The sequence below is a fragment of the Burkholderia sp. 3C genome (assembly GCF_054589155.1).
Window position 1 is genome coordinate 1 of sequence record NZ_BAAILN010000030.1, and the last position, 6,855, is coordinate 6,855.

Below are 6,855 nucleotides of genomic sequence, written 5' to 3' on the forward strand. Positions count from 1 at the left end.
CAATCTCACCGCCGAGGACGGCAAGCTGACCGTGCTGCTCGGGCGCAACGGCGTGGGCAAGACCACGCTGCTGCGCTGCCTGATGGGCGTGGTGACCGCGAAGAACGGCAGCGTGGCGTGGCGCGGCAAGCCGCTCGACGGGCTGGCACCGCATGCGCGCGTCGCCGCCGGGCTGGCCTACGTGCCGCAGGGCCGCGACATCTTTCCGCGCCTGACGGTCGAGGAAAACCTGCTGGTGGGCGCGGCGAGCCGCAAGGCGCCGTCGAAGGTGCCGGACCGCATCTACGAATTGTTCCCGGTACTGAAGGACATGCGCGCGCGGCGTGGCGGCGACCTGTCGGGCGGGCAGCAACAGCAGCTTGCGATCGGCCGTGCGCTGATGAGCGAGCCGCAATTGCTGATCCTCGACGAGCCGACCGAAGGCATCCAGCCGTCGATCATCCAGGACATCGGCCGCACGCTGCGCCAGCTCGTCGACGAAACCAACATGACCGTGCTGCTGGTCGAGCAGTATTACGACTTCGCCCGCTCGATCGCCGATCAGTATTGGGTGATGAGCCGCGGCGAGATCGTCACCGGCGGCGCCGGCAGCGAGATGGAAGCGAACGGGGTTAGAGAACTGATCGCCGTGTGAGCGTAGGCAAGCGCATGCCGCGTATCGCCGGCCTGTTGCATGGATTTGCGGGGCCGTCGCGCCGGCTGGGCGCAGGGTCTGGCCGGCCCCCGGCCGGCTCGATCCTTTCATGATGATCGCCCCATGACAGGCACCCGGTTCACGTTCAGACATTCGTCCCGCAAGCGGCCGTCGAACGACCTGGCGAACCGATCATTCGAGGCTTCGCCCGGAGCGGATGCAGCACGTCTGCACCGGCCTCGATAATTTGATGCCCCCCTATGCCGGTGGCCCGCCGTAGTGGATGATCTGCCTGGGTTCGGCGCGCGCTTGTGTGCCGCCTGCCATCGCCACCAGGAGACCTTATCGATGCCCCTCATTCAGATTCCCGTGTTGACTGCCGACCAATATCCGACGGCCGCCCTCAACCCCGCCCAAGTCGTGACGATCTCTCGCTCCACCACCGCGCCGGGCGGCACCACGATCGGGCTGAATGCGCGCGACCCCCAACCCGTCACGCATACGCCCCACGTCCGGGCCCGCACGCTCACCTCGCCCACCCCGCTGGTCGACGTCTTGGCCGCGCTGACCGCCGCCGGCGTGCCGCTCGTGCCGGTCGAACTGAAGTCGGCCACCCCGCTCGATTACCACGTGAATCCGAATGCGATCGTCGCCGTACAACCGATGAAGACGGGCAATGGCCATGTGTGGCTGAGCAACGGCGAGATACTGTTCGTGACGCCTGACGCGCTCCAGGCGCTCTCGGCACTGCTGGTCGCCCCGCCGGCTGCCGTCGCCGCCGGCCGGATCTGACGAGGCCGCCCCGGCCCAGGCGAAAAACCCGGCCGAAGCCGGGTCGATCGAGACTTCGCGAGCCTTGGCAAGGCATGACGCGCCCGATTCGATCGCGCAACGGGCCGCGTGCCGCCCTGGCTTCTCAAGGTTGGCGGGAATCAGTCCACCCGATCGATGAACTTCGCGCAGAGCTCGATGAAACGGACTGTCCACGGCGCGTTGCCTTCGGCCCGGAACGCGACGGCCATGTCCGACATGAGTTCGCAGTCGTCCAGCGCTTCATACACGACGCCCGGCAAGGCGAGCTTGGCCACGGACTCGGGAACGAGCGCCACGCCGCGTCCTGCGGCGACCAGCCCGACGATCGTCGAGAACTGATGTGAGCGACTGACGATGCGTGGCGCGAAGCCGGCCGCGCGGCAAACGCGCAGTGCCGTGTCGTAAAAGCCATGCCCTTCTCGCAGGTGAGTGGCGAGAAACGGTTCGTCCCGCAAGTCGGCGACGTGGACAGGCTTGCCGGCGAGTCGATGGTCTTCTCGCAGGCAGGCCATGACGCCCTCCCTGCGTACCACGACGGTCTGCAACATCGCCGGCAACGCGCCGGCCGGCAATCGCAAGACCGCGACATCCGCGCGTCCCTCCTCGAGAAACGTGATTTGCGATTGCTGATCGGCTTCCGTGAGGCCGACCGCCACGTCCGGCGCGATGCGCTCGAAGGCGGACAGCAACGCCGGAAGAATCCCCGAATACACCATCGAGCTCGCATAGCTGATCTCCAGACGGCCGACCTCTCCGCGTTGCGCGCGTGCGGCGACCAAGCTTGCCCGCTCGAGCTGCGCCAAAACGCCCCGCGCCTCCACCAGAAACTCATGCCCGACCGGCGTGAGATTGACATTGCGCGGCCCCCGATCCAACAGCCTGACCCCCAATGCGGATTCCAGCCGCTGGATATGTTGCGACATGGCCGGCTGCACGAGCCGCAATTTTTCTGCCGCCCGGCCGAAATGCAAGGTCTCCGCGAGCGTGACAAACGAACGAATCCACCTTAAATCCATAGCCCCTCCATCGATCACGAATCGCAATCGTATACCGGCCAAATAATTATTGGACGCAATCGATCCGCCAAAACATACTGAAAAAACGACAAAGGAGACAGGGATGCAAACAAACTCAGAGGCGTATTCGGCCACTGCCCACAGTCCGACCGACCACGCCGCCGCTTTTTCCGCAACCGCGAAAAAGAACGCCTCGCGCGCCCTCGATCGGAAGCTGTTTCGGAGAATCGTTCCGCTGGCCGTCATTGGCTACGTCATCGCGCAGATCGATCGCAGCAACGTGGCGTTTGCAAAACTGCAATTCATGACCGACCTGTCGTTCAGCGAGGCGATCTATGGATTGGGTGCGGGGCTCTTTTTCGCCGGCTATTTCCTTTTCGAAGTGCCGAGCAACCTGCTTCTCGCTCGCATCGGCGCACGATTGACGTTCGCTCGAATCATGGTGCTGTGGGGTGCCTTATCCGTCGGAATGGGGTTTGTCTCGACGCCCGCCGAGTTTTACGTCATGCGGTTCCTGCTCGGCGCGGCCGAAGCCGGCTTCTTTCCAGGCATCATCCTTTACTTCAGCTATTGGCTTCCGCCTGAAATCAGGGGCCGGGCAACCGCGATTTTCGCCATGGGCGCTTCCATCGCCGGCATTATCGGCAGCCCGTTGTCGGCCTGGCTGATGTCGCTGGATGGATTGCACGCGTTGCGCGGCTGGCAATTGATCTTCATCTATGAAGGCATCCCGGCGATTCTTCTTGGCGTCTTCTGCTTCTTCTACGTTCAGGACAAGCCCGAACGGGCTCACTGGCTGTCTCCGGAAGAAAAGACGCTGCTTCGTGAACGCCTTGGTGCGGACAAGCCCGCCGAGACGCATTCACGCGGTGCGCTCGCGCAAGCGTTCCGCGATCCGACCGTTTATCTGTTCGCACTGGCCTACCTGTCCATTCTTGCCGGCACGCAGGCGGTCTCGCTTTGGACGCCCACGCTGCTGAAAAAGCTCGGCATCGACATCACGACGATCGGGCTCCTCGCGGCCATTCCACCGGCAGCGGCCATGATCGGCATCTTCCTCGTAGGCCGGAGTTCCGACCGGCGCCAGGAACGCCGCTGGCACTTCGCACTGTCGATGCTTGTCGCGGCGGCATGCCTGGCGCTGCTGCCGCTCGCCGCGAACAGCACGCTTGGCATCGTCGCGCTGATGGCCCTGGTGGCAAGCGGCGCATGGGCCGCGCTTGCCGTGTTCTGGACTATTCCGCCCGCCTACCTGGCACCGAATGCAAAGGCCGGCGGTATCGCATTCATCAGCAGCGCGGGGGCGATCGGCGGATTCGTGAGCCCTCTGATTGTCGGCGGGTCAAGCAATCTGACGGGCAGTCTTTACGCCGGATTTGCCTGCATCGGCGCGATGCTGGCCCTCTCCGCGATGGCGCTCGTTCTGGGCGTTGCGCGCAGCCGCGGCGCCTAGAGAAAAGACCTCCTTCGAACCCGCACTATCCACTACGGCACGCCCATGCAAATCACTTCCATCGAATCCATCGTCATCGATCTGCCGACCGTTCGCCCTCACAAGCTGGCGATGGCCACGATCAACAGCCAGAGCCTGGTGATCGTTCGCGTGCGCGACGCCGACGGCGTGGAGGGCCTCGGCGAGGCCTCGGTCATCCCGCACTATGGCGCCGAAACCGTCGAAGCCATCAAGGCCGTCATCGACGGATATCTCGCGCCCGCGGTGCTCGGTGCCGACCCGGCAAACTTCGCACTCCTCCACAAGAAAATGGATGGGTCGGTGAAGGACAACCATTATGCGAAGGCCGCCGTGGAAATGGCGTGTGTCGATCTTGCAGCGCGCCGCTTGGGTGTTGCGTCGTCCGCACTCTTCGGCGGATCGGTACGCGACGCGCTGCCGGTTCTCCTGGTGCTTGGCAACGGGGAAGAACACAGCGATATCGCGCTTGCGGAAGAAAAGCTCGAACAACGTCAGCACAAGCTCTTCCTCGTCAAGGTGGGCAAAGGCGAGCTGCGCAAAGACGTGGAACGTGCCTGCGCAATCAAGCACGCGCTTGGCGACCGAGCGCGAGTGCATGTGGACGCGAATCAGTGCTGGGACGAATCCGCTGCGACGTGGGCAATCGAACGCCTGGAAGATGCCGGCATCGCCGTCGTCGAGCAACCTCTCCCCCGCTCCAATGTCGACGGCATGCGCCGGTTGTGCGAGCGCTTCACGATACCGATCATGGCGGACGAGCCGATTGAAACCGTCGAGAATGCCCTCGATTTCGCCCGCCGGAACGCGGCCGATGCGTTCTCGATCAAGGTCACCAAGCACGGCGGCATTGCGCCGACCCGCAAGGTCATCAACATTGCGGAAGCCGCCGGCATTTCCCTGTTCGGCGGGACGATGCTCGAAAGCGGCATCGGAACGGCAGCGTACGCGCAGATTTTTTCAACCGCCAACCAACTCGACTGGGGCTGCCAACTCTTCGGCCCCCTGCTCTTTTCCGATTCGATTACCGTCGAGCAGCCTGAATACAAGGATTTCCATCTGACCGTGCCGCAAGGCCCGGGTTTCGGCATGCGAATCGACGAGGACAAGCTTTCCTACTATCGCCGTGACGGCGGCCGTTACAAGCGCGCAATTTAAATGGGAGAAGACCATGCCGTACGTGATTGAAACCTGGGACCGCCCCAATAGCCTCCCTTTGCGAGTGGAGGCAAGACCCGAACACCTCGACTATCTGGCGAAACATGCATCCTTCCTTCTCGCCTGTGGCGCGAAGCTGAACGACGACGGCAAAGACCTCGGCGGCGGACTGTATGTCGTCGACACCGAGGAAAGAGACGTTGCACAAGCGTTCATCGAAGCCGATCCCTTCTACAAGGTCGGTCTCTTCGAAAAGATCAACATGACACGCTGGCGCAAGGCCTACGTGGATGGAATCTGTTTTCTCGGATAATCGACCTCACTCCGGAAAACCGCGGCGGCGGCATGAAGACAATCGGGCAGCCGCCGAATCTGAGGGATAAGCCGAACGCGCAATGAAATCTTTGGCTCAAGTCGGGGATTTTTTACGGTCGGGCCGAATGGTGCGTCCGGCGAGGTTCGCGTCCCCCAGCTCATGTTCCCTCTCGCCGTTTCGGCTTTTGCAGGCGTGGGCCGGCTCGATGACGGCGAACTGGCTGCGGTCCTTGCCCCTGATCCAGAGCGGAACGTTGCCGCGCCCACACCACTCCCGCCCGCTCGCCGGATCGCGATACCGCACCGGCAGCGCTTTCACGACGTACGGGCCGCGCCCGCCATTTCTGCCGATCAGGTCGCGATGCTTGATCGCATAGGTTTCCATCAGCGTGTGAACCGCCTCGATCGCATCGGTGCGCTCGCGGGCGCGCGTGCGCTCGATTTGCTCATCCAGCGCGGCCAGCTCTGCGACGAGCTGCGGATATGTCTTTCGGGCCTTTCGGGTTCTTCCTGCATTCATCTTCCGCTTTCCTGCCTCACGCTCTCATGAGAACCGCAAAAACCATTCGCATGACTAATCGATTGCTTGAAACGAGCCGGTGTTTTCGGCCGGCTTCGCCGGCATGTCCCGAGCCGGTCCGACACGACCCGCCACGAAGGCGAACTCGCTTCGCATCCTTTCGCATATCAAGTGATATTTGAAAGGAAAACGCAATGATAGCCAGTTGAATTTTAAATATCAACTGATATCCTTCGTGCCATGAAACCGGCGACCCAACCCCCACGACTGAGCCGCGAAGCAAGCCGATTGCAGACTCGTGCGCATTTGCTTGCCGCGGGGAAACGGCTGTTTGTCGAGCGCGGGTTCGGCGCCACGTCGCTCAGGGATATCGCGGCCGAAGCCGGGTATACGCAGGGTGCGTTCTATTCGAACTTCGCCAGCAAGGACGCGCTGTTTCTGGCGCTGATGCAGGAGCGCTCGACGTCGCAAGTGGCCGACATCGCCGCCGCGCTGAGGGACCCGGCGGCCTCCGCGGACGATATCCTGAATGCGCTGGAATCCTGGGCGCGAACGCTCGATGCCGAGCCGGAGTGGTCGGTGTTGGGCGTCGAATTCAAGCTTCACGGCGGGCGCAACAGCGATTTTGCGGCGACCTCGCAGGCCTTGCTCGATGCGCATCGCGACGGTCTCGCCTATTGCATTGCGCAGATTTTCGCCAGATTGGGGAAGGTGCCGCCGGAGCCGCCGATCGTGCTGGCCATCTCGTTCATGGGGCTTTCGCAGGGCCTGGCGTTGCAGCGTTCGATGCTGTCCGAGGCGCCGATCGGACACATGATCATGGTGTTCCTGCGCAGCTTGCTGGCGGCGGCGGCGCCGGTACGTTGATCGGCGCGGCGGCCGCCGGCGATAGCGGGAGCCGGTGCGTTCCGGAACGCGTCAAACGCCG

At 63.2% G+C, this 6,855-nt stretch carries 8 protein-coding genes; 6 read left to right on the forward strand and 2 right to left on the reverse strand.

Annotation, left to right across the window (positions count from 1 at the left end; all coding sequences use genetic code 11):
* The coding region (gene urtE / locus ACYP33_RS04105; protein ID WP_459619866.1) for an urea ABC transporter ATP-binding subunit UrtE at positions 1 to 634 on the forward strand (634 nt) is incomplete at its 5' end.
* 348 nt (positions 635 to 982) lie between these two features.
* Complete coding sequence (locus ACYP33_RS04110; RefSeq protein ID WP_414451585.1) at positions 983 to 1,426, forward strand: hypothetical protein; 444 nt, start codon at positions 983 to 985, stop codon at positions 1,424 to 1,426.
* 140 nt (positions 1,427 to 1,566) lie between these two features.
* Here the strand turns inward: ACYP33_RS04110 and ACYP33_RS04115 are convergent, their stop codons facing one another.
* A complete protein-coding gene (locus tag ACYP33_RS04115; RefSeq protein WP_459619868.1) occupies positions 1,567 to 2,463 on the reverse strand; it encodes a LysR family transcriptional regulator in 897 nt (298 codons plus the stop codon).
* 103 nt (positions 2,464 to 2,566) lie between these two features.
* Here ACYP33_RS04115 and ACYP33_RS04120 point away from each other — a divergent pair, with 103 nt between their 5' ends.
* The 3 genes from ACYP33_RS04120 to ACYP33_RS04130 are packed head-to-tail and all read left to right on the forward strand — an operon-like array spanning position 2,567 to position 5,405.
* Positions 2,567 to 3,916 carry an MFS transporter gene (locus tag ACYP33_RS04120; RefSeq protein WP_459619870.1) on the forward strand — a complete coding sequence of 450 codons (1,350 nt, stop codon included), beginning with the start codon at positions 2,567 to 2,569 and terminating at the stop codon, positions 3,914 to 3,916.
* A gap of 45 nt (positions 3,917 to 3,961) precedes the next feature.
* Positions 3,962 to 5,092: a muconate cycloisomerase family protein gene (locus ACYP33_RS04125; protein ID WP_459619872.1), complete on the forward strand. Its 1,131-nt coding sequence runs from the start codon at positions 3,962 to 3,964 to the stop codon at positions 5,090 to 5,092.
* 13 nt (positions 5,093 to 5,105) lie between these two features.
* On the forward strand, positions 5,106 to 5,405 hold the full coding sequence (locus ACYP33_RS04130; protein ID WP_459619874.1) for a YciI family protein: 300 nt from the start codon (positions 5,106 to 5,108) through the stop codon (positions 5,403 to 5,405).
* A 96-nt stretch (positions 5,406 to 5,501) separates the two neighbouring features.
* Here ACYP33_RS04130 and ACYP33_RS04135 read toward each other — a convergent pair whose 3' ends face one another.
* A complete protein-coding gene (locus ACYP33_RS04135) occupies positions 5,502 to 5,927 on the reverse strand; it encodes an H-NS histone family protein (RefSeq protein ID WP_414451580.1) in 426 nt (141 codons plus the stop codon).
* A gap of 240 nt (positions 5,928 to 6,167) precedes the next feature.
* Here ACYP33_RS04135 and ACYP33_RS04140 point away from each other — a divergent pair, with 240 nt between their 5' ends.
* Positions 6,168 to 6,794: a TetR/AcrR family transcriptional regulator gene (locus tag ACYP33_RS04140; RefSeq protein ID WP_414451579.1), complete on the forward strand. Its 627-nt coding sequence runs from the start codon at positions 6,168 to 6,170 to the stop codon at positions 6,792 to 6,794.
* The last annotated feature ends 61 nt before the right edge of the window (positions 6,795 to 6,855 follow it).